Source organism: Nocardia vermiculata NBRC 100427 (assembly GCF_001613265.1).
Classification (GTDB): domain Bacteria; phylum Actinomycetota; class Actinomycetes; order Mycobacteriales; family Mycobacteriaceae; genus Nocardia; species Nocardia vermiculata.
Genome location: NZ_BDCA01000040.1, coordinates 32,468 through 54,214, shown reverse-complemented (window position 1 = coordinate 54,214; position 21,747 = coordinate 32,468). Strand labels below are relative to the sequence as shown.

The window sequence follows — 21,747 nt, the reverse complement described above, 5'->3', positions numbered from 1 at the left end:
CCGGGCGGCAGGCATTCGGCACCGAAAAGCCCTCGGGCCCACCGCGGTTCTCGCGGTGGGCCCGAGGGCTGTGCCGGACCGGACTACCCGGCGCGCTGGGTGATGTGCTCGCGCAGCAGTATCAGCGGATCGGTGGCGTCGCGGCGCCCACGCGGCCCGTTGCCCTCGGGAGCGGTGAGCCGCCCGGCATCGGAGCGGGTCCATTCGCGTACCGCCCAGCGTTCCGCGATCGCCCACCTGCCCTCCCGCAATTCCATTCGGTCCACGTAGCGGCAACCGCTGGTGAAGTCGGACGTGCCTTCGGCGCCGGGCGCACTCCAATGGGTTGCGATGGAATACGATTCGCTGATCGCTACCTCGCCGTGCAGTTCCACCAGATGATTGCCGATGTGATGCATGGTGCCGCCGAGACGGGGCAGTTTCGGACCCAACCATTCGACGAATTCGTCGACGGTGCCGTCGAATCCGGTGTGGTGGTCGATCGCGTCGCGATGGTAGGCGCTACGCACCAGGTCGAAATCGAGCCGATCGATACCGCGGCAGTAGCGCATCACCACCTCGTAGATGGCTTGTTTGTGCAGCAGTTCCTGCAGGGCGTCCGACACCGCCGTCTCCTTCTAGTCGTCGTTGCCGAGGCTGATCATCCAGTCCAGCAACTCCGGTAGCCGGCCCGGATCCCGGCTGAACGAGGTGGGACGGAACAGCACAGCAGTCGCACCGAATTCCTGGAATTTCCGAACCATGCGCGCCGTCGCGTCGAGGTCGGCATTGCCGGCGGAATCGAACACCGGGGTGATGGATACCTGGACGCGCAGCGAGCCGGGATCACGGTCGTGGGCTGCGAACCTGTCGCGCAGCAGCGCGACACTGTCGGCGAACTGGGGCAGGTCCGTCGGATTGACCGTCCAGCCGTCGGCGACGCGGGCGATACGGTCGAAATTGCGCGGACTCGGGCCGAGACCGAACAGCACCGGTACCCGATCCTGGACCGGAAACGGCAGACTGTGGAAGTTCTCGAAGGAGTAATCGCGGCCGGTGAACTCGGCCGGGGCGTGCGTCCACAGCTCGCGGCACGCGCGCACCAACTCCTCCATCCGGCCGAACCGGCCTTCGAAGGGCACACCGGTGGCGGTGTACTCCGCCTCCTGCCAGCCCACCCCGAGCCCGATGGTCACCCGCCCCTTGGAGAGGTGATCGAGGGTCGCGATCTGTTTGGCCAGCAGGACGGGGGGCCGCAGTGGCGCGATCAGTACCGACACCCCCAGCTGTGCGCGCTCGGTCACCGCGGCCACGGCCGACAGCAACGAGATCGGTTCGTACCACGGGTGTTCCAGCGGGAACGGGAACGCGTTCTCCCGGCGTCGGACCGCATGGGCGTCGGCGTCGAAACCCAGGTGATCGCCGGTGGAGATCAGATCGAAGCCGCGGCGGTCCGCCTCGGCCGCGAGGGCGGGAACGCGGCTGATATCGCCGTCGAACAGTCCCTCGGCGCCCAGCAGATTGAGCCCGATTTCCATTGTTCAGACCTCCGTCTCGCGGGTGGCCGGCAGCCGCACCGGCACCGTCTCGGTGAAATCGACGACGAGTTCGCGTCGGGAGAACAACCAGCTGTCCTCGACTCGTGCGAAGGTGTCCTGATAGCGGATCGCCACACGCTTGTCGCGGTGACCGTCGTCGTAGGGGAATATGTGGTGCGCCGTGCAATAGGTTTCGCCGCGAGCAGTCACGTCCGACACCCCTTCGAGCAGTGGTTGATCCACGACGTGCCGGGTCAGTACATAACGCTGCACCGACTTCACGACCGCGTCGACCACCTCGTCTCTGCCGACCAGTTCGCTCGGCGCGCCCGTTCCGTTCAGCTCGGGTGGCAACACCAACACCACGTCCGAGGTGAACAGGGAGGTGAGTGCGTCCGCGTCGCGGCGATCGACCGCTCGACCGTAGCCGGTGGTGAGGGCAGACATCGATAATTGGTCAGCTGGTTCCACATTCCTATCTCAGCCTCGAAGCCGCGCGCACGGAACCGGCGTTTCCGGTGGGTGGGACCTCGGCAGGCTCGCGACAGCCCGGCCCCGATAACGTCCGAATCAGGTCGCGACAGCCGTCAATGGCATAGGAGAACCACGATGGACTTTCGGGAGTCACCCGAACAACAGGAGCTCAGGCGGGAATTACGTACCTATTTCGCCGGACTGCTTCCCGAGGACGAGCGGCGTGCCGCCGGTGAACAGGGTGTGGGTGGCGACCGGTTCCGGGAGATCGTGAAAATGCTCGGCGCCGACGGCTGGCTGGGGATCGGCTGGCCGGTGGAGTTCGGCGGGCAGGGCCGCTCGATCGAGGATCAGTTCGTCTTCTTCGACGAGGTGCAGCGCGCCGGCATCCCCTTCCCCTTCGTCACCGTCAACACGGTCGGCCCGACGCTGCAGAAGTACGGCACCGAGGAACAGAAGGCGGCATTCCTGCCCGGCATCCTCTCCGGCGACATCGTCTTCGCGATCGGATACACCGAGCCCGAGGCCGGCACCGACCTGGCGTCGCTGCAGACGCGCGCCGTGCGCGATGGTGACGGCTGGGTGGTGGACGGCAACAAGATCTTCACCTCCGGTGCCAATACCGCCGACTACGTCTGGCTGGCCTGCCGCACCGATCCGGATGCGCCGAAACACCGGGGCATCTCGATCCTCATCGTGCCGACCACCGACCCGGGTTTCTCCTGGTCGCCGATCCATACCGTCGGTGGCCTGACCGTCACCTCGACCTACTACTCCGGTATTCGTGTCGGCGACGATGCGGTGGTCGGCGAGCCGAACGGTGGCTGGCGCCTGATCACGGCGCAACTGAACCACGAACGCATCGGCCTGGCCGCTCTCGGTGGGCGGACCGAAGGGCTGTGGCGGCAGGTGCTGGACTGGGCGCGGGAGTCGGGCGCCGTCGACCAGCCCTGGGTGCGACAGGAATTCGCCCGCACCCACGCGAAACTCGAGGCCATGCGCCTGCTGAACTGGAAGATGACGATGGCCGTGGCGGCCGACACGCTGTCGGGCGCCGATGCCGGAGCGACGAAGGTCTTCGGCACCGAAACCCATGTCGATGTCTATCGCAGCCTGCTGGGCATCCTCGGTGCGGCCGGGCGGATCCGCCCGGGCAGCCCGGGAGCCGTCCTGGCCGGGCAGATCGAACAGCTCTCTCGTCAGGCCGTCGTCAACACCTTCGGTGGCGGCGTCAACGAGGTGCTGCGGGATATGGTCGCCACGCTGGGCCTGGGGGCGGCGAAGGCGGCGCGCGGCTGATGAGCGTGCTCGACATCTGTGAGGAGAACTGATGGATTTCGCCTTTACCGAGGAGCAGATCGCGATTCGTGATCTGGCCGCCGACATCTTCACCGGAAAATCGGGTACCGACCGGATCAAGGCGGTCGAGGCGACCGAGGACCGGGTCGACCGCGAGTTGTGGCGCGAACTCGGCCGGGCCGGACTGGTCGGGATCGCGCTGCCCGCCGAATACGGCGGGGGCGGGCTGGGATTCACCGAGTTGTGTGTGCTGCTCGAGCAGCAGGGCCGCAGCGTGGCCCCGGTGCCGTTGTGGGAGACCGTGCTCGCTGCCGCGGCCGTCGCCGAATTCGGCACCCGGGAACAGTGCGACAGTTACGTGGGCCCGGCCGCGGAAGGACAACTGCTGCTGACCGTCGGACTCGAGGAGTTCGGTCCGGCCGATCCCGCGGCACCCGGTACCTCGGCGCAGCGGTCCGAGGCCGGCACCTGGCTGCTGACCGGAGCGAAGGCGGCCGTCCCGGCAGCGCATGTCGCGACCCGCGTGCTGGTGTCGGCCGCGACGCCGACCGGGACCGGACTGTTCCTGGTCGATCCGGCCGGTGCCGGGGTGCAGGCCGAGAACAACGAGACCACCACGCGCGCCATCGCCACGAATCTGACCTTCGACGCGGCCCCGGCCGACCTCGTCGCCGAGGGTGGCTCGGTGCGGTGGCTGGTGGACCGCGCGCAGGTGGCACTCGCGGCGCTGCAGGCCGGTGTCGGTGCCGGCGCGGTCGCCCAGGCTGTTTCGTATCTCAACGGGCGCAAGCAGTTCGGTCGTCCGCTGGCATCGTTCCAGGCGGTGGGTCATCAGCTGGCCGACTGCTATATCGATCTCGAGGCGATGCGGGTCACCTTGTGGCAGGCGGCCTGGTTGCTCGGCACCGGGGAGGATCCGGGAACCGCGGTGCCGGTCGCCAAGTGGTGGGCCGCCGACGGGGGACAGCGGGTCGTGCATCGCACCCAGCATGTGCACGCGGGTATCGGGGTGGACATCGACTACCCCGTGCACCGATACCTGTTGTGGGGCAAGCAGATCGCCGCAACCCTGGGGGCTGCGGGCGCCGACCTGGCCCGGTTGGGTGATCGGCTCGCCGACCAGGAGGTGACGGTGTGACCGCGACAGGTGTCGATGCGAATCAGCAGCGGGGCCCCATGAGTCACGAACCGAACGTGCGTCCCACCCTGGCCACCGCGCCGCCCGACAGCATTATTACCTCGTCGCCGCGAGCACTGCCGGTCGATCGTGCGACCGCGGCGGTGCGGCGGGTCATGGACGCGCTGATGCGCACCGACCACGCGAGCGCGGAACTCGACCGAGTGGCTGCCGAACTCGATGCTGTTGCCGACCACCTCGACGAGCATGCCGGGACGATCGAGCAGCGCTTGATCGAAATGTGGCGCGGTGACGGTATCACTCGCCACGACCCGGTTACCGGAATGGAGAACCCGATAGCGCCCCCGCTGACGCTCACCGGCCGTGCGGACGGATCGGTGGACGGCGTGGTCATCCTGGGCCTTCCGTATCAGGGCCCGCCGGGATATGTGCACGGTGGTGTCGCCGCGCAGCTGCTCGATCACACCTTCGGCGTCGCCAACGGGTGGGCCGGATCCAGCGGGGCCACAGCTCAGTTGAATGTGCGGTATCACCGCCCGACGCCGTTGTTCGTTCCGCTCACGGTGAGTGCCCGGACGGAGTCGGTGAGCGGGTCCAAGATCAACACCGCGGGCGACATCCGCACCGCCGACGGCACCGTCTGCGTCTCAGCGGAAGGATTGTTCATCGCCCGGATGCTGCCTCGGCCGCGGTGACCCCCGGTGATCGAACAATGGCCGCCGCGGCGCCGTCGTGACAATCGGCACGGATATACGAGGAGTTGGAGTTGGAACGCGTGACCATAGCCGAGATGCTGCTCGACCGGCTCGGAGATACCCGCCCGGGCGTGCGTACCCGGGAGCAGGACTGGACCTGGGACGAGACGGTCCGCGAGAGTGCGGCGCGCGGTGCGCTCGCTGACGCTCTGCGCACCGAGGGCCCCTTCCATATCGGCGTACTGCTGGAGAACACTCCCGAATACCTGTTCTGGCTCGGCGGTGCCGCGCTGTCCGGGGCGGCGATCGTCGGAATCAACCCGACCCGGCGCGGCGCCGAACTCGAGGCCGAGATCCGATATGTCGACTGTCAGCTGATCGTCACCGACACCGCGGGGATGGCCAGGCTCCAGGGCCTCGATCTAGGGCTGAGCGAAGATCGTTTCCTACTGGTCGACGCACCGTCGTACCAGGCAGCCGTGCAGGAGCACCGGGGTGGCGAACCCGTCGCCGGCCCCGGTGTGGACGAATCGACGCTGTTTCTGCTGTTGTTCACCTCCGGCACCACCGGCATGTCGAAGGCGGTGCGCTGTAGCCAGGGCCGGCTGGCGCGGCTCGCGTACGCGAATACCGCGAAATACGGCCACGTCCGCGACGACGTCGACTACTGCTGCATGCCGCTGTTCCACGGCAATGCGCTGATGGCGTTGTGGGCGCCGGCACTGGCCAACGGTGCGACGGTCTGCCTGACACCGAAATTCAGCGCCTCCGGGTTCCTGCCGGACGTTCGCTTCTTCGGCGCCACCTTCTTCACCTACGTCGGCAAGGCGTTGAGCTACCTGATGGCGACTCCGGAACGACCCGACGACATCGACAACACGCTGGTGCGTGGATTCGGCACCGAGGCGTCGCCGGAGGACCAGGCAGAGTTCGCCCGGCGCTTCGGCGCCCAGCTGTTCGAGGGTTACGGCTCGTCCGAGGGGGCGGGATCGGTGAAGCCCGACCCGGATATGCCCCCGGGGGCGATGGGCCGGCCGGCACATGCCGACATCCTCGTCGTGAACCCGGAAACCAGGCAGGAATGCGCCCGGGCGAAACTCGACGAACACGGTCGGGTCCTGAACCCGGACGAGGCCATCGGGGAGATGATCGACAAGGGCGGCGCGAAGCGGTTCGAGGGCTACTACAAGAACGAAGCCGCAGTCGCCGAACGTATCCGGCACGGCTGGTACTGGACCGGTGATCTCGGCTATGTCGACGAGGCCGGGTTCATCTATTTCGCCGGCCGTAAGGGCGACTGGATTCGCGTGGACGGGGAGAACACGTCGGCGCTGATGATCGAGCGCATCCTGCGCCGGCACCCGAAGGTCATCGCCACGGGTGTGTATGCGGTACCCGACCCGCGTTCGGGCGATCAGGTGATGGCCGCGATCGAGGTTGCGGAGTTCACCGACTTCGATCCGGCGGAGTTCGGGCAATTCCTCGGCAGCCAGGACGATCTGGGTAGTAAATCGGCGCCTCGGTTCGTGCGGGTATCGACGAATCTGCCCGTTACCGGATCCAACAAGGTGCTCAAACGGGAGTTGCAGGCGCAGTTGTGGCGAGTCGGTGATCCGATCTTCCAGCGGGTGGGCCGGACCGGGCTGGAGTACGCACCACTGACCGAGGCGGACAAACAGGCACTGGAGAGCGATTTCCACACCTACGGCCGCGCGAGGTTCCTACCCGAAACGAACCCCTCGACCGCCTGAGGGCGAATGCGACCGACGGCCGGGTGCCCGGTGATCCACGAGATCACCCGAGCACCCGGCCGGATGTATTCGCACCGGACGAGTATCCGGCACCGTGGCACCACGTACGGGGCGAAGCGGTTCGACGCGCCCGATCGGGCCGCGATATCAACCCCGCAGCAACCTCAGTTCACGGACCGCCTGCTCGAGTTCGCGTACATCGCGTTGCAGGTCGCTGAGCGCCGAATCATCCGTGGCAGCCGACGCGGGTGCCGGGTGCTCGGCCGGCACGGCGGACTGCGCCACGCTCGTCGTGGCGGGAACCGGCGTGGCCGGGCTCGCGGTGAAACCGCCGAGGAAGACGGTGATCAGGTCGTGGCGGAGCTTGTCGGCATTCTGCTCGAGCGAGGGACGGTTGAAACGCACTGTGAGCCACACAGATTCGCGTAGCATCCGGTGAAAGTGGTTCGGGTCCACATCGTCGCGGAACTCGCCCGTCCGGACCCCCCGCGTGATCGCTTCGTCCCAATAGCTGTTCGCGCGACGTACCGCGACGGCGATGCGGCTGCTGTCGGGCTGCGAGGATACCGAACTCTCGTTCTGATAGATCTCGGTCGCGAAGGGGTGGTCCATCGCGGCCTCGAACGAGACCGCGACCATGCGATCGAGCCGTTCCCGGGCGGTCTCGCCCGGCATCAGGGCCGCTTCGTACCTCTCGTTGAGGTCTTCGACGAAGGTTGTCACGATTTCGAAGACGATCGCGTCCTTGGACGCGAAGTGGTGGTATAGGCTACCCGAAAGGATCCCGACGTCGTCGGCGATATCCCGCACGGTGGTACCCGCCACGCCACGTTCGCTGAACAGCTTCGCCGCGTGGAACAGGATGTCCTGTCTGCGAGTCGATGCCACCGCACCCCTCCTCGTATCGCGCTTGCGCGTCCTCAACCAAGCGCTTGTTCGGACCATCGTACACCGCGTCGGTCGGCTCGTATCGGGTACCGCAGCTCGATTTACTGCCGGGTAACCCGCGTTCAAAACCCCCTGTTCACCTGGGAGTTTACGTTTTGCGTACCGATTGGTTGACAGTCATATGTGATCCATCTAACGTACTTGAGCAAGCGATTGCTTCGCTGAAACCTAACGTTGCTTGGTTCTCGGCTCTCGATGCCGGTCGAACCAGCAGCATGCAAGGAGCACGTGCATGGATCTCGTTTCATCCCTCCCAGCCTTCCCGGTCCTCCCCGCCGTCTCGGTGCTATCGGAAGACGGCCCCGTCGCATCGGTGCCGGCGTGGCGCCGACCGCGCCGCCCCTGACCGGCGCTTGCTCGGAAACCTCTGGCTGCGAACGATTCCCGGCCACGCTGCGGTAATTGCCCGTCGTACTCGCCACGCTCCGCGGCCGACGGTGCTTCTCGCCCGATGTCACGGGCGTATCCGGATCGCGAGCGCCGCACGCGCCGGCGGCCGGATTGTTTGATTTCTTCGAAGTGTGAAAGGAACGCGATGAACCGTAAGAGGTTTCGTGTCTCCAAAAGTTTGGTAGCGATGGCCGTGACGGCCCTGGTTCTTGCCGGGTGCGGCGGCGGGCAGTTGAACGGCGGTTTCGGTGGCCCCGTGGGTGAGCTGGATCGAGATGCGGTACTGCGCGTCACCACGAGTTCACCCACCAGGAATCTGGATCCCTACATGCAGACCAGCTACGGGGGCTGGGGCTACATGACTCCGCTGTTCGACCGGCTCACCACGGTCGACGCGAAAGGGGATCTGCTTCCGGGGCTGGCGAACTCGTGGAAGTTCGCGAAGAACGGATCGTATCTGGAACTGGCCCTCCGCAACGACGTCGAATTCCACGACGGCACGCACTTCGACGCGGCGGCCGTCGCAGCGAATATCGAGCGGGGTCAGAATATGGAGGGCAGCACGGTGAAAGCCGCGCTGCACAACATCACCTCCGTGGATGTCGTCGACGACTACACCGTGCGGCTCCGGCTTGCTCCGGGTACCGGTGTGGAACTGCCGGGCGTTTTCAGTACGAACGTCGGAATGATGATCAGTCCGAAGACGATCGAGGCCGGCACCGATATCCGAAATAACCCCGGAAACGCCGGCTCCGGGGCATTCCTGGTCGAGGAATACGTTCCCCAGGAATCGTTGTCCCTGGTGCGTGCGCCCGGCACGAATTGGGACCCGGAGGCCGGGAAGGTAGCCGGCATCGAATTCGAGGCGATTTCCGACGCCAGTACGCGGCTGAACGGCCTGAAAACCGGAATGACCGATCTGAGTTGGGTGAGTTCGGCGAACGAGGTCGTCGAAGCGCAGAACCTCGGACGAGCCGGAGCGCTGGGGGTCGACGAAGTCGTCTTCCGCAATGTGCTCGGCCTCTACATGCGAGCGGAGGGCGACCTCGCGAAGCCGCAGGTTCGTCAGGCCGTCGCGACCGCGATCGACCCCGCAGCCGTGAGCGCCCTGTTCTCCGGAACCTGTAAACCGTATCGCCAGCTGTACCCCGCCGGGAGCTGGTCCGCGGACGCTGCCTACCGATATCCCTACTCGTTCGATACCGAGAAGGCCGCGGCGCTCGCGCGATCGGCCGGCGGAGCGAAGATCGAGTTGACGTTCGGTGCCGGTACGAATACCGAGAAGACCGCGAACGTCCTGCAGGGCAGCCTGTCGAAGGCCGGTATCAAGGCGGACCTCAACCCGGTACCGAACACCCAGAACGAGCCGCGCTATGTCGCCGGCGACTTTCCTTCCATGGTGGCGAACAGTTTCAGCCCCAAGGTCGATCCTGCCGAGACCGTGAATACCTTCGTGCTCGGGGCCTATGACCTCGGGAACGGAAATGCGCACATCGAGGATCTGGCGAAGCGGGCCGCAGATCCCACCCTGACCCACGAACAGCGGGCACCGCTGTATCAGCAGATCTGGGACTCGACGCTGCGCGAAGCGATGTTCGTGCCGATATGCAATCAGACGAATGCGCAGATTTTCACCAACAAAGTAGTCGGTGTGGAGGATATCGCCTGGGTCGACCTCGGGATCTTCGATGTCCGCCACGTAGGAATGACCGAGTAGACGGCCGCCGAAGGTAGGAGAGTTTCATGCTTCGTTATGCCGGGAAGCGGTTGCTGGCGGCAATTCCGCTACTGTTGATCGTTCCTTTGCTGATATTTCTGTTGATGGATCTGGCGCCGGGCGACCCAGCCGTCGTATTGGCGGGGGAGAACTCCACGCCGAAACGGCTGCGGGAGTTGCGGGAGAATCTTCATCTCGACGAGAACGTATTCCTGCGCTATTTCGACTGGCTCGGCTCCGCGCTGCGGGGGGATCTCGGAATGTCGTTGTGGTCCAACGAGTCCGTGGTGGAACTGCTGTCGCGCCGAATGGCAACGACGCTGTCGCTGGTCTTCGTCGCCATGGTGCTGGCCGTTGTCATCGGCATGGTGCTCGGTGTCCTGGGCGCGCTGCGCCCCGGTGGCCCGGTCGACCGCGCCATCAACGTCGCGGCCTCGGTGGCCATCGCGATTCCGGCCTTCTGGTTCGGATTGGTGCTGGTCCTGGTGTTCGCGGTATCGCACCAGATATTCCCGGCATTCGGTTACGCACCGTTGTCGGAGGGATTCGTACCGTGGTGGGAGCACCTGGTGCTGCCCGCTGTGGCGTTGGCACTGCTGCCCGCGGCCGAGGTGACTTTGCAGCTGCGCTCCGCGTTGGGACAGGTACTCGACAGCGACTACATACTCAATGCCGAGGCGAGGGGTCTGTCCCGGGCGAGCGTGATCGGTAAGCACGCTCTCAAGAACGCCTGCATCCCGATGATCACCGTGCTCGGATTCCGTGTGTCGGAAGTGCTGGGCGGCGCGGTGACCATCGAGATCATCTACAACATGCCCGGGATGGGGAGTCTGGCGGTGAACAGCGTTCAGAACCACGACGTGCCGGTGATTCTCGGATTCGTCCTGTTCACGACGATCGTCGTTGTCGTGGTGAACCTGCTGGTGGACATCTCCTACGGCTACTTCAACCCGAAGGTGCGCGCATGACGGCGACCACATCCGCCACCGCGGCGGACATCACGAACCCGAACACGGTGGGCCGCAAGGTCTTCGGCTTCCTGCGCCGCAGGCCCGCCACCGCGATCGCAGGACTCGTCGTGCTGGCGTTGGTCGTTGCGGCGGTGTTCGCACCGTGGATCGCACCCGCCGATCCGTACGCGCAGGACCTGCTCAACCGACTGCAGCCGCCCAGTGGTGAGCACCTACTGGGAACCGACGACTACGGGCGAGACGCATTGAGCCGGTTGATCTTCGGCACCCGCATCTCGTTGACCGCCGCATTGCAGGCGGTGGCGTTGGCACTGGTGCTCGGGCTGCCACTCGGTGTGATCGCCGGCTATCGAGGCGGCTGGACCGATGCCCTGCTGACCCGCGCGATGGAGGCGTTGATGAGCGCCCCGTCGCTGGTGCTGGCGATTACGATCGTCGCCGTCCTCGGATCGGGGATCACCAACGCGATGTTCGCGGTCGGGCTGGTGATGGCGCCACGGTTCTACCGCGTCGCGCGCGCCTCGACGATGGACGTTCGCAGCGATACGTATATCGAGGCATCGGTCGCGCTGGGCTGCCATCCCGCTCGGACGATCGTGCGCCACATCCTGCCGAATGTGATGCCCCCGATCATCCTGGTCATCTCCGTGTCGCTGGGCACGGCGGTGGCGGCGGAGGCCAGCCTGAGCTTCCTGGGGCTGGGTGCGAAGGCACCGGCGGCCAGCTGGGGCTCCATGCTCAGCACCGCGGCCTCGAATATGCAGCTCGCACCCCATCTGGTGTGGCCGCCGGGCGTGATGATCTTCGTGACCGTACTCGCATTCACCTACCTCGGTGACGGTGTTCGCCGAGCTCTGACGAGGAGCCGCAATGGCAGTGGCAACTAGCGATCTCCCGAGGCCCGGCACCACGCCCGAAGCCGACGGCGGGCACCTGCTGCGGGTACAGGACCTGACCGTGCAGTTCCGGGCGGGCCGGCGTGACTGGCTCACTGTGGTGGACGGTGTCTCGTTCGACGTCGGCGCGGGCGAATCCGTCGCGCTGGTCGGCGAATCCGGGTCCGGTAAAACGGTGTCCTCGCTCGCGGTGATGGGCCTGACCGGGAATATGGGCGGCCGGATAGCCGGCGGCTCGGTGGAATTCGAAGGCCGCGACCTGACCACGCTCCCGGAACGGGAGTGGCGCAAACTCCGCGGATCCGGAATGGGAATGATCTTTCAGCAGCCGATCCGCAGCCTCAACCCCGCGTACACGGTGGGTGACCAGATCGCCGAATCGGTGCGCAGGCATCTCGGACTGGATCGCCGCGCGGCGATGGCCCGAGCCGTGGAAATGCTGGAGTTGGTTCAGGTACCCCGCGCCGCCGAGCGGGTGCGCGAATATCCGCACGCCTTCAGTGGCGGCATGTGCCAGCGCGTCATGATCGCCATGGTCATGGCGTGCAACCCGCGGCTGCTGATCGCGGACGAACCGACCACCGCCCTGGATGTCACGGTGCAGGAGACCATTCTCGAACTGCTCCGCGACCTGCAGGAACAGACCGGCATCGGCCTGCTGTTCATCACCCACGATCTCGCGGTCGTCGCCGAACTGTGTCAACGAGTCGTGGTCATGTACGCCGGCGAGGTGGTCGAGCAAGGCCGGGCAGAAAACCTGTTCTACACACCCCGCCACCCCTACACCGCCGGGCTGCTGGCATCGATTCCACAGCCGGGACTGCGTGGGAACCGGCGCCTGACCGCCATCGAGGGCCGGATTCCGGTCGCCGGTGAATGGCCCTCCGGATGCCGGTTCGAACAGCGTTGCGCTCATGCGCAGCCGGGACTGTGTGAGCTCACCCATCCGGCGGCGGACTTCGATGCCGAGCACGGCGGCGCGCGGTGCCTGCGCAGTACCGAACTCGAACTCCAGGGGGTGCGGCAGTCATGAGCCTGCTCGAGGTATCAGATATTTCGAAGTCCTTCTCCACCGGACGTGACCTGCTGGGACGGCGTAACCGCTGGACCCACGCCGTGCGCGACGTCTCGTTCACCCTCGACGCCGGCGAATGTCTCGCGGTCGTCGGTGAATCCGGTGCGGGGAAATCGACCGTCGGCCGAATCGTGCTGCGATTGATCGAACCCGACAGCGGCACCATCGTGTTCGACGGCCAGGACGTCCGTGCCGCGAAATCGGCTCGGCTGCGGGCGATGCGGCGCGGGATGCAGATGATCTTCCAGGATCCGCACAGTTCACTCGACCCGCGCATGACCATTTTCGACGCGGTCGCCGAACCACTGATCGTGCACTCCGACGAGGATCGCGCAGCGCGCACCCGGACCGTGCGGGCCCTGCTCGACAAGGTCGGGATCGGCTCGCGTTACCTGAACCGGTATCCGGCCGAACTGTCCGGGGGGCAGCTGCAGCGCGTCGCGATCGCCCGGGCACTCACGCTGCGTCCGAAAATGATCGTCTGTGACGAACCCGTTGCGGCGCTGGATGTCTCGGTCCGCTCACAGGTGCTCAATCTCCTCCGCGACCTGCAGGAGGAGTTGGGTCTGGCCTACCTGTTCGTCTGTCACGACCTGGCCCTGATCGAGGTGATCGCGGACCGGGTGCTGGTAATGGCCGGCGGTGCGGTCGTCGAGTCCGGAACGGTCGAGCAGATCTACCGCGACCCGCAGCAGGAATACACCCGGACGCTGCTGGACGCCATCCCTGTCCCTATCCCACGAAGTGCACGGCGGTGACAATGAGCTACGAAACGTCCGTGGGGATGATCGACCGGTTCACGATCATTCTCGACGCATTCGAAGACCGGACTTCCCGGCTGACTCTCGAGCAGCTGACTCGCCGCACGCAGTTGCCGCGTTCGACAGTGCACCGGATCCTCAATCACCTGGTCCGGCTGGAGTGGGTGGAGCGCACGCCGTGTGGCTACCGGATGGGGCGTCGCATGCTCCGTGCGGGTGACACCGATATCGGTTCGGGCCACGGTGAGATCCGTTCCGCGGCAGCACCGTTGCTGCAGGAGCTGCATGTGCGGACCGGGATGGTGGTCCACCTTGCGGTGCTCGATGCCGGTGAGAGTGTGTATCTCGACAAGGTCGGCGGTCGCGGCGCATCCTCACTCCCGTCGCGCGTCGGTGGCCGGGAACCGGCGTATTCGACCGCCTGCGGGAAGTCGATGCTCGCGTTGCTGGCGCCGGAGCGGGTGGACGGCCTGTACGGCAAGCGGCTGCAGCGGCGCACCGAGCGCACGATCGGCGATGTGCCCATGCTGCACCGAGAGCTCAACAGCGTGCGCCGGCGCCGCGGACTCGCCTTCGAACACGGCGAGTCCTTTCGCGGCGTCGCCTGTGTCGGTGCGGCGATCCGCACCAGCGACGGGCCGATCGCCGGGATCTCGGTATCCGGCGGCGATGCCGGAACGACCCGGTTCGAGCGGGTCGCGCCGCTGGTGGCGGCAGTGGCTCGCGAAGTAACGCTGGCCCTGTAGCTTTCGTCGTCCCCTCGAAGGAGTAACGATCATGTCTGGACCTCTGTCCGGTGCCGGTGCGTTGATCACCGGTGGCGCCGGCGGCTTCGGCACCGCGACCGCACTGCGGCTCGCCCGCGACGGTGCGTCGGTGACCCTGATGGGCCGCACCGAATCGTCGCTGCGTGCGGCCGCCGACACGGTGGCGCGTGCGGCACCGCAGGCGCCGGCGGTGCGCTGGAGTGTGGGCGATGCCGCGGTGGAAGGCGATGTCGCTCGCGCGGTAGCCGACGCCGACGACACACCGCTGCGGGTCTGCGTGTGCACGGTCGGTGGCGGCACGATGGCGCCCGCGATGGCGCTGAGCAGCGAGGTGCTCATCGGCGATTTCGAGCGCAATGTGGTGACGGCGCTGCTCGGGATCCGGCACAGTGCCGCCGCTATGGCCACGCACGGTGGCGGTTCCATCGTCTGCCTGTCCTCGACCGCCGGCGCCGGCTCGCTCCCGTTCATGGGGTCCTACTCTGTCGCCAAGGCAGCACTGGAGATGCTGGTCAAGGTGACGGCCGACGAACTCGGTGCGCTCGCTGTCCGGGTCAATGCGGTGCGGCCGGGGCTGGTGCCGACGAATGCGGCGAAGCCGGGATTCATCGCCGACAACGAGGAGCTGCGCGCAAACGTGCTTCGCGAGAAGCCGCTGGCTCGGGTGGGTACCGCCGAGGATATCGCCGAGGCGGTGCGTTATCTCGCCGGTCCGGAGTCGTCCTGGATGACCGGTGCGGTTCTGCCGGTCGAGGGTGGTAATCACCTGCGCCGTGCGGCCGATCTCGAAATTCTGGCCCGCCACGTCTGCGGTGACGAGGTCGTCGATCGGGCCCTGGCCGGTCGGCTTCCCGATGCCGACGAGCGGTAGTACCGGCCCCTCACGGACGGAACGGGCGTCGGCCGCACCTGTCGTTGACACCTGAATGGACAGGTGTCTATCGTCGGGGAACCGGCAGACAACCAGAGTGGCGGGAGATCCGGGTGAGAGTGGTCCGCAGCCTGGTCATCGGTGCGAGTGGTTTTCTCGGGTCGCACGTCGCCCGGGAACTGGCCGAGCGCGGTGAAGCCGTTCGGGTGATGGTGCGCGAGACGAGTTCACGGCGGGCGTTGGAAGACCTGGACGTCGAATACGTCGTCGGCGACATCGACGATCCGGAATCGTTGCGAAAAGCCATGACGGGCTGCGATGTCGTGTATTACTGCGTGGTCGACGCCCGGCCGTGGCTACGCGATCCGACGCCACTGTTCCGGACGAACGTCACGAGTCTGCGCACCGTGCTCGAGGTGGCCTGCGAACTCGGCCCGCGGCGGTTCGTGTTCACCAGCTCGGTGGCGACGCTGCCGATCGACGAGGCGGTTGTCGACGAGGATTCCGGGCCACACAACTGGCAGCGCCGCGGCGGCGCCTATGTCCGATCCCGGGTCGCGGCAGAGGAACTGGTGCTCGGGTTCGCCCGCGAGCGGGGGCTGCCCGCGGTAGCGATGTGTGTCGCCAACACCTACGGTGCGCGGGACTACCTGCCCACCCCGCACGGCGCCTTCATCGCCGCGGCCGCGCTCGGCAAGATGCCGTTCCATGTGCGCGGTGTCGGTGCGGAAGTCGTCGGAATTCGCGATGCGGCACAGGCTTTGGTGCTGGCGGGGGAGCGCGGCAGAGTCGGGCAGCGCTACATCGTGTCCGCCGGCTATCGCAACACCCGCGAGCTACTCGACATGGCCTCGGCCGTAACCGGTGCTCGCCCGGCCCGTTTCGGAGTTCCCCGAGCGCTGCTGCCCGTGGCCGGTCTGATCGGAGAATTGGTCGCCCGCATCACCCAGAAGGATGTCCGCATCACCCGGACCACGATGCGCCTGATGCACATCATGACCCCGTTGAGTCACGACAAGACGGTCCGCGAACTCGGCTGGCAACCCCGCCCCATCGAGGAAGCGATCACCGAAGCCGCCGAATTCTTCACTCGCCGCCGGAAGGCCGACCCGAGCTACGAGGTGCCGGCACCGCGCCGGGACCGATAGCACCGTGGCATGGTTGGTCCATCACCACCGTGGTAGACGTCGAGGATCGCCGCACCCGGCACTGTGAGACGACGGCGCTGGGAGTGTTGCTGCGCCACGAGGGCCTCGAGCTGTCCGAGCCCATGCTGTTCGGGCTGGGCGCCGGCTTGTCCTTCATCTACTGGGACAGCAAGAACATGGATTTCCCGTTTCTGGGCGGCCGGGTCAAACCGTTCCTGCTCACCGAGAATATTGCCGATCGCCTCGGCCTGGAACTCGTTGTGCAACAGACGGCCTCGGCTCGTCGAGCCTGGTCGAACGTGAGGTCCGTGCTCGATGCGGGTCGTCCGGTCGGATTGCAGCTCGACAGCTACCACCTCGACTACTTCGGATCGAAGGTGCATTTCGGCGGCCACATCGTCGCGATGTACGGCTACGACGACCGCGACAGCTATCTGGTGGACACCGACCAGCAAGGCGGAAAAGTGACCACCAGCTTGACCGGTCTCGCTGCGGCCAGGTCCGCACGCGGTCCGATGACAGCTCGCAACAGGTCGTTCACGCTTACCCTGGCGAAGAACGCGCCTGCTCCGCGTAGCCGGATCGTTCCCGCCATCACTGCCTGCGCCCATGCCTTCCTCGACCCGCCGATCGCCAATGCCGGGCACCGAGGAATAGACAAGGCCGCGAAGCTGGTGCGGACCTGGCGGCAACGCGCCGACGACCCGGCCCGGGACCTGCCCCAGGCGGCCGTGCTGATGGAGCACGCCGGCACCGGCGGCGCCCTGTTCCGCAACCTTTATCGCGATTTTCTGGCCGAATGTCGCGAGACGGTGGACAGCAGCCATCTGCGCGCCGGCCACGCTCTGTATGCTGAGGCGGCGACACTGTGGACCGAGGTCGCGGCGGCGATCAGCCGAGCCGGTGCGACAGGCGACGACCGGTACCTGGATTCGGCCGGTGACCTCCTCGGGGATATCGCGCGGATCGAGCGTGCGGGGATGCAGGAACTGAGCCGGCTCGGGGGATGAGGGCAGGGCGCATCGAATCATGCTGTGGGCGTGAGGTATTGATGTCTGCCGCCCCGCTGCGGTCTGGTCCTGGCAGTCCGACCGGAAATGCGTTGGATAGGACGGATACGGGTTGTTAGTGTGGCGGCGTGAATTCCCCGGAGGCGTCCAGACGGTAGCCGCTCAGCTTTCGCGCTGAGCGGCGTTGTGAGTGTGTTGCTCCCACCGTGCCGACTGGCTCGGTGCGGTGCGTGGTGCTCGCGACGCCGGAAGATGTCGGTCTCCTGCGGTCGGGTGAGTTGTCTTCGCCCGCCTCCGCAGCCCATCTCGGGCGCCGCGGATGTAGCCGTCGCGCCCTGTCTCCGGGAGTTCTCTCTCATGCCCTTTGTGGTTTTCGTGCTGGCGATCGCAGTGTTCGCCCAAGGCACCTCCGAATTCATGGTGTCGGGGCTGCTCGACCAGATCGCCGCCGACGTCGGGGTGTCGCTCGGTGCCGCCGGTCTGCTGACCTCGCTGTACGCGGCCGGTATGGTGCTCGGGGCGCCGACCATGGCCATGGTGGCGGGCCGGCTGCCGCTGCGATATTCGGTCACAGCCTTTCTGGGACTGTTTTGTGCCGCACACGTACTGGGCGCTGCGACAACGGGATTCGCGGTACTGCTGGTGACTCGTGTCGTCGCCGCGGTCGCCAATGCCGGGTTCTTGGCGATCGCTCTGGCCGCGCTGCCGCGGCTGGTCGCATCCGCGATGCTCGGGCGTGCGACCTCTGTGGTGGTGTCCGGCGTGACGGTCGCCTGCATCGCCGGTGTGCCCGCGGGCACGATGCTGGGACAGCTGTGGGGTTGGCGTTCGGCGTTCTGGGCCGTCGCCGCGATCAGCGCGGCAGCTCTGATCCCGGTATGGACGATGCTGCGTGGTGTCGGACGGGACGACGACACCACCGACGGCCGGCGACAGTCGATGCGGCGCGAATGGTTGGTGCTGCGGCAACGGCCGGTCCTGATCGCGGTGGTCGCCGGGGTGCTCGTCAACGGCGCGACCTTCGCCGGATTCACCTATCTAGGAACCATCACGACCGGCACTTCCGGTAGTGACGGCTGGGTCCCGGTGGTGCTGGCCCTGTTCGGCATCGGATCGTTCCTCGGGGTGACGGTCACCGGTCGCTACAGCGACCGCCACCAGCGCCGGATCATCGTGGCCGGATCGGTGGTCCTCGTCGCCGCCTGGCTGCTTGCCGCAGGTACCGCCCATACGCTGCCGGGGATCCTGGCCATGTCCCTGGTGGCAGGAGCGGTCGCCTTCGGCGTCGGATCCACCCTGATCGGAGCCATCGTGCAGACGGCCACACCCGCGGCGCCGCGCATCGCCGGAGCCCTGGCCACCACCGCCTTCAACATCGGCGCCGTACTCGGTCCCCTCACCGCCGGTCTGCTCGTCGACGGCACCGACAACCCGGTCGCCGCACTGTGGTGCAGCGCCGCGTTCACCGCCGTCGCAGTGGGAGTCGTGGCGGTACGCAGCAGCGCACGCCGTGCGCACCCGATGGCCGAATCGCGGCCGACACTCGAGACAGGGAGGTAGCCTGATGTTCGCTGGGCTGTCGTAGGCGTTCGGCGAGCTCCGGCCACTCTCGTTCGATGCTGGTTCTCGGTGGAAACGGAGGGATGCGGTGGCCCACATCCAGTTGCTGGGCACCGGCGGCACGATCGCCTCGCGCAGCCGGGGCGCGGCGGGTGCTGTGGCGACCGACACCGCGTCCGCGCTGGTCTCGACGCAGTACGGCGAGGTAACGGTGGCGGCCCGCGATGTGCTCAATACCGGTAGCTACCGGCTGGGCCTGGGCGATCTGCGCCGGATCGCCCAGGCGGTCGCACACGCTGTCGCCGAGCCGAACACCGACGGCGTAGTGGTCACCCACGGTACCGACACGATGGAAGAGACGGCATTTCTGCTCGATCTCCTGCACGCCTCGCCGAAACCGGTGGTGCTCACCGGCGCTCAGCGCCCGGCCGACAGTCCCGACTCGGACGGCCCGCGCAATGTGACGGATGCGGTGCGCGCGGCAGCAGCGGAGGGACTGCGGGGGAGCGGGGTACTGATCTGCTTCGACGGAACGATCCGGTCGGCGCGCGGTGCCCGAAAGACACACACCACCGCGAGCAACGCATTCGGCGGCGGCGTCCAGGTAGCGCACGTGGCCGGTGACCGTCTCGTCGTCACCGCCGCGCCCCGCCGGTATCCCCCCTTGCCGATGCCGACGGCCGCGTTCGACGACACCCGGGTTGACGTCGTCGTCGCTTATCCGGGCGCCACGCCGGAATTACTGGAGTATGTCGTGCGGCAGGGAGCCCGGGCCGTCGTGCTGGCCGGCACGGGAGTGGGCAACGCGGGGCCGGGGTTCGCCGAGGCCGTTCGAGATGCCGTGGGACGCGGGTGCGCCGTGGTGCTCGGCACCCGGGTGCCCGGTGGACCCGTGGTCCCGACCTACGGCAACGGTGGCGGTATCGACCTCGCGGCGGCCGGAGCCGTCCCGTCGGGCGATCTCGATCCGTTCCAGGCGCGCATCCTCACCGCGCTCCTCATTTCCCACGGCACGGAGCCGGGGGAGTTCGCGGCGGCATTCGACACCTATCTCTGATCACCCACACGACCGGAGGAGAGAACTGTGGCCAAGAAGATCTACGTATCGATCGGAATCGACGTCGACGCCGTCGGCGGGTGGCTCGGCTCCTATGGCGGGCAGGACTCCCCGGGCGATATTTCTCGCGGGTTGTTCGCGGGTGAGGTCGGGGTGCCGCGGTTGCTTCAGCTCACGCAACGCCGGGACATGCCCGTGACCTGGTTCTGGCCGGGCCATTCCATCGAAACCTTCCCGGAGCAGTTCGACGCCGTGGTGGCCGCCGGGCACGAGATCGGGGTGCACGGGTACAGCCACGAGAATCCGATTGCGATGACCCGCGCCCAGGAAACCGAGATTCTGGACTACTGCACCGATCTCATCGAGACCCGGTCCGGGCGCAAGCCCACCGGGTATGTCGCCCCGTGGTGGGAGTTCTCCCCGGTGACCAACGAGATCCTGCTCGAACGCGGATTTCGCTACGACCACTCCCTGATGCACAACGACCACACCCCCTACTACGTGCGGGTCGGCGACTCCTGGACCAAGATCGACTATGCGGCCGATTCCGCCGCGGAGTGGATGAAACCGCTGGTCCGCGGCCAGGAAACCGACCTCGTCGAGATCCCCGCCAACTGGTACCTCGACGATCTGCCACCGATGATGTTCGTCAAGTCCTCGCCGAACAGCCACGGCTTCGTATCCCCGCGGGATATCGAACAGCTCTGGAAAGACCAGTTCGACTGGGTTTATCGGGAGATGGACTACGCCGTGTTCCCCATGACGATTCACCCGGATGTCTCGGGCAGGCCGCAGAATCTGCTCATGCTCGAACGGCTCTTCGACCACATCGCGCAGCACGACGGGGTGGAGTTCGCGTCCATGGACGATATCGCTCGTGACTTCGCCGAGCGTCATCCGCGCCACCACTCTCGATGACTATCGGCGACACCGGTGTGACCACCCGGTGGGTACGCGCTCGCCGGACGGCGTCACCCCTCCGTCGAGGCCCGGGTGTTGTCGAGCAGCGCCGTGTACTCCTCGAGGAGGTCGGCGAGTAGGAGCCTGCGCTCCGGATCCATCGGAGTGAGGGTCTCGCGCATGATGTTCCGGCGCTCCACCATCACGCGGGCGATGGCTTCTTCACCCGCCGGGGTGCACCGCAGCCGCACGTAGCGGCGGTTGGTGGGATCGGTGTAGCGCTCGACGAGTTGCATGTCGACCAACGGATTCACCGCACGGGTGACGGTCGACGGATCGAGTCCGAGCTGCGCGGCGAGACGGTTCATGTGGATCTCGCCTTCCTGGGCAACTGCTTCGAATGCGTCGATCTGGGCGGGGCCGAGCTCTCGTCCGTTGACTGTGTAGAGCTTGGTCTGGATTCGCTCTCGTCGACTCGAGCGCAGAAAGCGCCGGATCGCATCGATCAAACGGTCGCCCAGGACCTCGAATGCAGCGTCCGACTGCGCGTCGGTCCAGGTTTGTGTGGCGTCTCCGTCCTGGGTCTTACCGCGCTGGGCGTCACGGGGTTGAACGGGCACGCTCATATCTCCTTCGGGTGGTCGTCCGCCTGGATACACAGGCTCGCAGTGCTCTCATAATAGCGGCCCTGCAACTCTTGGTAACTACAAGGCTTGTGTCGAGCAAGCATGCGTTGTTAGTCTGCTCACACCGTGTACGAATCAAGCGGTGGATTTCATGGCGGGTCTTCTCCGCCGAATCA

21 protein-coding genes are annotated in these 21,747 nt (G+C 66.5%); 16 read left to right on the top strand and 5 right to left on the bottom strand.

Annotation, left to right across the window (positions count from 1 at the left end):
• Positions 1-83 precede the first annotated feature (83 nt).
• The 3 genes from NV2_RS28160 to NV2_RS28150 are packed head-to-tail and all read right to left on the bottom strand — an operon-like array spanning position 84 to position 1,964.
• Positions 84-605: a nuclear transport factor 2 family protein gene (locus NV2_RS28160; RefSeq protein ID WP_084475616.1), complete on the bottom strand. Its 522-nt coding sequence runs from the start codon at positions 603-605 to the stop codon at positions 84-86.
• Between the two features lie 12 nt (positions 606-617).
• Positions 618-1,517, bottom strand: a complete 900-nt coding sequence (locus NV2_RS28155; RefSeq protein WP_067881103.1) for a TIGR03619 family F420-dependent LLM class oxidoreductase — start codon at positions 1,515-1,517, stop codon at positions 618-620.
• A 3-nt stretch (positions 1,518-1,520) separates the two neighbouring features.
• Positions 1,521-1,964 (bottom strand): nuclear transport factor 2 family protein, encoded by a 444-nt coding sequence (locus tag NV2_RS28150; RefSeq protein WP_067881100.1) that lies wholly within the window; start codon positions 1,962-1,964, stop codon positions 1,521-1,523.
• Positions 1,965-2,126: 162 nt separating this feature from the next.
• Between NV2_RS28150 and NV2_RS28145 the strand changes: the two genes are divergently transcribed.
• From NV2_RS28145 to casI, 4 genes are all read left to right on the top strand, one after another.
• The gene (locus NV2_RS28145) at positions 2,127-3,290 is read left to right on the top strand and encodes an acyl-CoA dehydrogenase family protein (protein WP_067881097.1); all 1,164 of its coding nucleotides are present in this window, start codon (positions 2,127-2,129) and stop codon (positions 3,288-3,290) included.
• 31 nt (positions 3,291-3,321) lie between these two features.
• Positions 3,322-4,428, top strand: coding sequence for an acyl-CoA dehydrogenase family protein (locus tag NV2_RS28140; protein ID WP_067881089.1), 1,107 nt, complete (start codon positions 3,322-3,324; stop codon positions 4,426-4,428).
• Positions 4,429-4,466: 38 nt separating this feature from the next.
• The gene (locus tag NV2_RS28135; RefSeq protein WP_067881123.1) at positions 4,467-5,123 is read left to right on the top strand and encodes a PaaI family thioesterase; all 657 of its coding nucleotides are present in this window, start codon (positions 4,467-4,469) and stop codon (positions 5,121-5,123) included.
• Positions 5,124-5,188: 65 nt separating this feature from the next.
• Complete coding sequence (casI, locus tag NV2_RS28130) at positions 5,189-6,874, top strand: steroid-22-oyl-CoA synthetase (protein WP_067881088.1); 1,686 nt, start codon at positions 5,189-5,191, stop codon at positions 6,872-6,874.
• A gap of 147 nt (positions 6,875-7,021) precedes the next feature.
• Here the strand turns inward: casI and NV2_RS28125 are convergent, their stop codons facing one another.
• Positions 7,022-7,762, bottom strand: coding sequence for a TetR/AcrR family transcriptional regulator (locus NV2_RS28125; protein ID WP_067881087.1), 741 nt, complete (start codon positions 7,760-7,762; stop codon positions 7,022-7,024).
• A gap of 637 nt (positions 7,763-8,399) precedes the next feature.
• Between NV2_RS28125 and NV2_RS28120 the strand changes: the two genes are divergently transcribed.
• The 12 genes from NV2_RS28120 (at position 8,400) to NV2_RS28065 (ending at position 20,963) form a co-directional block, all read left to right on the top strand.
• Positions 8,400-9,929 carry an ABC transporter substrate-binding protein gene (locus NV2_RS28120; protein WP_245662812.1) on the top strand — a complete coding sequence of 510 codons (1,530 nt, stop codon included), beginning with the start codon at positions 8,400-8,402 and terminating at the stop codon, positions 9,927-9,929.
• A 26-nt stretch (positions 9,930-9,955) separates the two neighbouring features.
• Positions 9,956-10,897, top strand: a complete 942-nt coding sequence (locus NV2_RS28115; protein ID WP_067881082.1) for an ABC transporter permease — start codon at positions 9,956-9,958, stop codon at positions 10,895-10,897.
• On the top strand, positions 10,894-11,787 hold the full coding sequence (locus NV2_RS28110; protein WP_067881079.1) for an ABC transporter permease: 894 nt from the start codon (positions 10,894-10,896) through the stop codon (positions 11,785-11,787). The genes NV2_RS28115 and NV2_RS28110 overlap by 4 nt, the downstream gene beginning before the upstream one ends.
• A complete protein-coding gene (locus NV2_RS28105) occupies positions 11,777-12,829 on the top strand; it encodes an ABC transporter ATP-binding protein (RefSeq protein ID WP_067881121.1) in 1,053 nt (350 codons plus the stop codon). Before NV2_RS28110 ends, NV2_RS28105 begins: the two co-directional genes overlap by 11 nt.
• Positions 12,826-13,629, top strand: a complete 804-nt coding sequence (locus tag NV2_RS28100) for an ATP-binding cassette domain-containing protein (protein WP_067881076.1) — start codon at positions 12,826-12,828, stop codon at positions 13,627-13,629. The genes NV2_RS28105 and NV2_RS28100 overlap by 4 nt, the downstream gene beginning before the upstream one ends.
• Before the next feature lie 2 nt (positions 13,630-13,631).
• Positions 13,632-14,378, top strand: coding sequence for an IclR family transcriptional regulator (locus NV2_RS28095; RefSeq protein ID WP_067881073.1), 747 nt, complete (start codon positions 13,632-13,634; stop codon positions 14,376-14,378).
• Between the two features lie 31 nt (positions 14,379-14,409).
• Positions 14,410-15,270 (top strand): SDR family NAD(P)-dependent oxidoreductase, encoded by an 861-nt coding sequence (locus NV2_RS28090; RefSeq protein ID WP_067881070.1) that lies wholly within the window; start codon positions 14,410-14,412, stop codon positions 15,268-15,270.
• 113 nt (positions 15,271-15,383) lie between these two features.
• Positions 15,384-16,418: an NAD-dependent epimerase/dehydratase family protein gene (locus NV2_RS28085; RefSeq protein ID WP_307613583.1), complete on the top strand. Its 1,035-nt coding sequence runs from the start codon at positions 15,384-15,386 to the stop codon at positions 16,416-16,418.
• A 29-nt stretch (positions 16,419-16,447) separates the two neighbouring features.
• Positions 16,448-17,428 (top strand): BtrH N-terminal domain-containing protein, encoded by a 981-nt coding sequence (locus tag NV2_RS28080; protein WP_245662811.1) that lies wholly within the window; start codon positions 16,448-16,450, stop codon positions 17,426-17,428.
• Positions 17,429-17,785: 357 nt separating this feature from the next.
• Positions 17,786-18,988 carry a Cmx/CmrA family chloramphenicol efflux MFS transporter gene (locus tag NV2_RS28075; protein WP_067881064.1) on the top strand — a complete coding sequence of 401 codons (1,203 nt, stop codon included), beginning with the start codon at positions 17,786-17,788 and terminating at the stop codon, positions 18,986-18,988.
• 88 nt (positions 18,989-19,076) lie between these two features.
• On the top strand, positions 19,077-20,045 hold the full coding sequence (locus tag NV2_RS28070; RefSeq protein WP_067881061.1) for an asparaginase: 969 nt from the start codon (positions 19,077-19,079) through the stop codon (positions 20,043-20,045).
• 27 nt (positions 20,046-20,072) lie between these two features.
• Entirely contained in the window at positions 20,073-20,963 is an 891-nt protein-coding gene (locus tag NV2_RS28065) for a polysaccharide deacetylase family protein (protein ID WP_067881058.1), read from the top strand.
• Positions 20,964-21,016: 53 nt separating this feature from the next.
• Here NV2_RS28065 and NV2_RS28060 read toward each other — a convergent pair whose 3' ends face one another.
• Positions 21,017-21,571, bottom strand: coding sequence for a MarR family winged helix-turn-helix transcriptional regulator (locus NV2_RS28060; RefSeq protein WP_067881055.1), 555 nt, complete (start codon positions 21,569-21,571; stop codon positions 21,017-21,019).
• Positions 21,572-21,747: the final 176 nt, after the last annotated feature.

Coding starts and splice junctions, on each gene's coding strand:
- NV2_RS28095 (WP_067881073.1), top strand. CDS start 13,632: ATGAGCTACGAAACGTCCGTGGGGATGATCGACCGGTTCACGATCATT.
- NV2_RS28115 (WP_067881082.1), top strand. CDS start 9,956: ATGCTTCGTTATGCCGGGAAGCGGTTGCTGGCGGCAATTCCGCTACTG.
- NV2_RS28090 (WP_067881070.1), top strand. CDS start 14,410: ATGTCTGGACCTCTGTCCGGTGCCGGTGCGTTGATCACCGGTGGCGCC.
- NV2_RS28135 (WP_067881123.1), top strand. CDS start 4,467: ATGAGTCACGAACCGAACGTGCGTCCCACCCTGGCCACCGCGCCGCCC.
- NV2_RS28060 (WP_067881055.1), bottom strand. CDS start 21,571: ATGAGCGTGCCCGTTCAACCCCGTGACGCCCAGCGCGGTAAGACCCAG.
- NV2_RS28155 (WP_067881103.1), bottom strand. CDS start 1,517: ATGGAAATCGGGCTCAATCTGCTGGGCGCCGAGGGACTGTTCGACGGC.
- NV2_RS28075 (WP_067881064.1), top strand. CDS start 17,786: ATGCCCTTTGTGGTTTTCGTGCTGGCGATCGCAGTGTTCGCCCAAGGC.
- NV2_RS28110 (WP_067881079.1), top strand. CDS start 10,894: ATGACGGCGACCACATCCGCCACCGCGGCGGACATCACGAACCCGAAC.
- NV2_RS28150 (WP_067881100.1), bottom strand. CDS start 1,964: ATGTCTGCCCTCACCACCGGCTACGGTCGAGCGGTCGATCGCCGCGAC.
- NV2_RS28145 (WP_067881097.1), top strand. CDS start 2,127: ATGGACTTTCGGGAGTCACCCGAACAACAGGAGCTCAGGCGGGAATTA.
- NV2_RS28120 (WP_245662812.1), top strand. CDS start 8,400: ATGGCCGTGACGGCCCTGGTTCTTGCCGGGTGCGGCGGCGGGCAGTTG.
- NV2_RS28100 (WP_067881076.1), top strand. CDS start 12,826: ATGAGCCTGCTCGAGGTATCAGATATTTCGAAGTCCTTCTCCACCGGA.
- NV2_RS28140 (WP_067881089.1), top strand. CDS start 3,322: ATGGATTTCGCCTTTACCGAGGAGCAGATCGCGATTCGTGATCTGGCC.